The organism is Actinosynnema sp. (assembly GCF_052038725.1).
The window spans coordinates 1-2,526 of the sequence record NZ_JBQGCX010000735.1 but is presented as its reverse complement, the minus strand read 5'-3'; the positions used below and the strand labels follow the sequence as shown (position 1 = coordinate 2,526).

3 protein-coding genes are annotated in these 2,526 nt (G+C 74.6%); all 3 read right to left on the bottom strand.

Annotation, left to right across the window (positions count from 1 at the left end; genetic code table 11):
- Positions 1 to 564: carbohydrate ABC transporter permease (locus ACTUAL_RS15225; RefSeq protein ID WP_440900716.1), on the bottom strand; the 564-nt coding region annotated here is incomplete at its 3' end.
- Positions 561 to 1,466, bottom strand: a complete 906-nt coding sequence (locus ACTUAL_RS15220; protein WP_440900715.1) for a carbohydrate ABC transporter permease — start codon at positions 1,464 to 1,466, stop codon at positions 561 to 563. The genes ACTUAL_RS15220 and ACTUAL_RS15225, both read right to left, overlap by 4 nt.
- Positions 1,463 to 2,526 (bottom strand): extracellular solute-binding protein (locus tag ACTUAL_RS15215; protein WP_440900714.1); only part of this gene is annotated, 1,064 nt, incomplete at its 5' end. The genes ACTUAL_RS15220 and ACTUAL_RS15215, both read right to left, overlap by 4 nt.

Here is a 2,526-nt window from a genome sequence, read left to right as displayed (position 1 = left end):
GGCGAAGAAGCCCAGCCGGTTCGGGACCACGATGCGCCAGAACACGCCCCAGCGCGACAGGCCGTCGAGCGTGCCCGCCTCCTCCAGCTCGGCGGGGAAGTCCAGGAAGCACAGCCGGAACAGGAAGGCGTTGAGGGCGCTGAACACGCCGGGCACCACCAGTCCGCGCAGGTCGGAGACCCAGCCGAGGCTGGAGACGACCACGAAGGTCGGCAGGAACGTGACGGCGGTGGGGACCATCAGGGTGGCGACGACGGCGGCGAGGACGCGGTTCGCGTGCCGGTAGGGGACGCGGGCCAGGCCGTAGCCCGCCAGCGAGCAGACGAGCAGCTGGCCCGCGGTCTGGAGCACGGCGACGGTGGTGGAGTTGAGCAGGCTGCGGGCGAACGGGACGTCGGTGGTGGTGAAGACCTGCCGGACGGTGGCCCAGCCGGCGCCGACGCCGTCGCGCAGCAGCAGGGCGAACGGGAGCAGGAACAGCGCCGAGGCCAGCAGCAGGACGGTCCAGCGGGCGAGCGCGCCGATCCGGCCCGACGCGGTGCGGCGGCGCCCGACCGGCCTCACCGGGCCCGCTCCCGCCGGACGCCCCGCAGCGCCCGCCCGGACAGCAGCGTCACCAGGGCGATCACCAGCGCGAGCACGACCGCGCCCGCGCTCCCCCGCCCCAGGTCCTGCCCACCAGAGCCGAGCGAGGTGTAGTACAGGTACACCAGCGGCGGGCGGGCGAACGGCGGGTAGCCGCGCGAGTCGCCGAGGATGTTGTAGAACTCGTCGAACGCCTGGTAGGCGTTGATCAGGTTCAGGGTGAGCACGGCCGCGAGCGCGCCGCGCAGGCCGGGCAGCGTGACGTGCCGGAAGCTCTGCCAGCGCGGGGACGCGCCGTCCACCCAGGCCGCCTCGTAGAGGTGCTCGGGGATGCGCTGGAGCGCGGCGATGAGCAGGATCGCGTAGAAGCCCAGTTGCAGCCACAGCCGGGCGCTGACCAGCACCGGCCAGTACAGCGGCGGGTCGACCGTCCCGATCCAGGCGAGCGGGTCGGCGCCGAACCAGCCGAGCGCGGTGTTGGCCGCGCCGTCGGCGGTGCCGGGGAACAGGGCGGAGCGCCAGATGAGCGCGGCGACCACGTAGGAGCAGGCGAACGGCAGGAAGAACACCGAGCGGAAGAACGCGCGGGCGACGGTGATCCCGTTGAGCAGCAGGGCCAGGCCCAGCGCGAGGACCGTGGTGGCGGGGACGACGAGGGCGGCGAAGGCGGTGAACGTGCCGACGCTGTCCAGGAACGCGCGGTCGGTGAGGATCGCGGCGTAGTTGTCCAGGCCGGTGAAGCGGGTGGGGGTGACCGTGCCCCTGGCGTCGAACAGGCTGAGGTAGCCGCTCCAGGCGATCGGCAGGCCGGTGAACAGCAGCAGCCCGGCCGCGAACGGGCCGACGAACAGCCAGAACGCGAGCGGGCGGCTGCGGGTCACCGGTCCAGCCTGGTGAGCTCGTCGCGGGCCGTGGCGACGGCGGCGCGCAACTCCTCGGCGGGGTCGGCGCCCTCGCGGGCGACGCGGGAGACGGCGTCGGACAGGGCGGTGTTCGCGGCGGCGCTCCAGCGGGCCGGGTTGGCGACGCGGCCGACGTCGGCGACGAGCCGGGCGACGTCCGCGCCGAGCCCGCCGCTGAGCCGGTCGGCGGCGGCGCGCAGGCTGGCGCGGGCGGGCAGGTGCGCGCCGAAGGCGGTGGCGAACTCGGCCTGGTGGTCGGTCCGCTCGACCCACAGCCAGCGCACGTAGTCCTTGGCGCGGTCGACGTCGGCGGCGCGGGCGTTGACCACCGCGCTGTAGGCGCCCACGGGCACGGACTCGGCGCCGTCGGCGTCCAGGCGCGGGAAGGGCAGGACGCCGACGTCGTCGCCGTGCGCCTCGACGATCTTGGGCAGGTTCCACAGGCCGGTCCACTGCATGGCGGTCAGGCCCTCGGTGAACGCGCCGGGGTCGGCCCAGTCGGCGGGGGCGCCGAGCAGCAGGCCGCCGGTGGCGTGCAGCTCGCGGAGCTTGCCGATGGCGGTGGCGGCGCGCGGGTCGTCGAAGCCGGGCGACTTGCCGTCCCGGCTGAGCAGGTCAAGGCCTGCGGACCACAGCAGCGGCGCGGTGAGCACGGCGACGCCGCCGTCGTTGCCCGCGAACAGGCCGCGCGCGGTGTTGCCGGAGAGGCGGCGGGTGGCGTCGACCAGCTCGTCCACGGTGGTGGGCGGGGTGACGTCCGCCTCGCGCAGGAGGCTGGGGCGGTAGAACAGGACCTGGGTGTCGACGGCCTGGGGGATGCCGTAGAGGCGGCCGTCGACGGTCTGCGCGTCCAGGAGGGCCTTGACGAAGTCGGGCCGCTGGTCGCCGAGGAGGTCGTCGAGCGGGACGACCCGCTGCTGCCGGACCCAGTCGACCTTGACCTGCGCCTCGAACACGTCGGGCACCCGGCCGCCCTGGAGCGCGGTGGCGATCTTGGAGTCGTAGTCGCCGGGGTTCCACTGCACCTCGACGCGGGCGT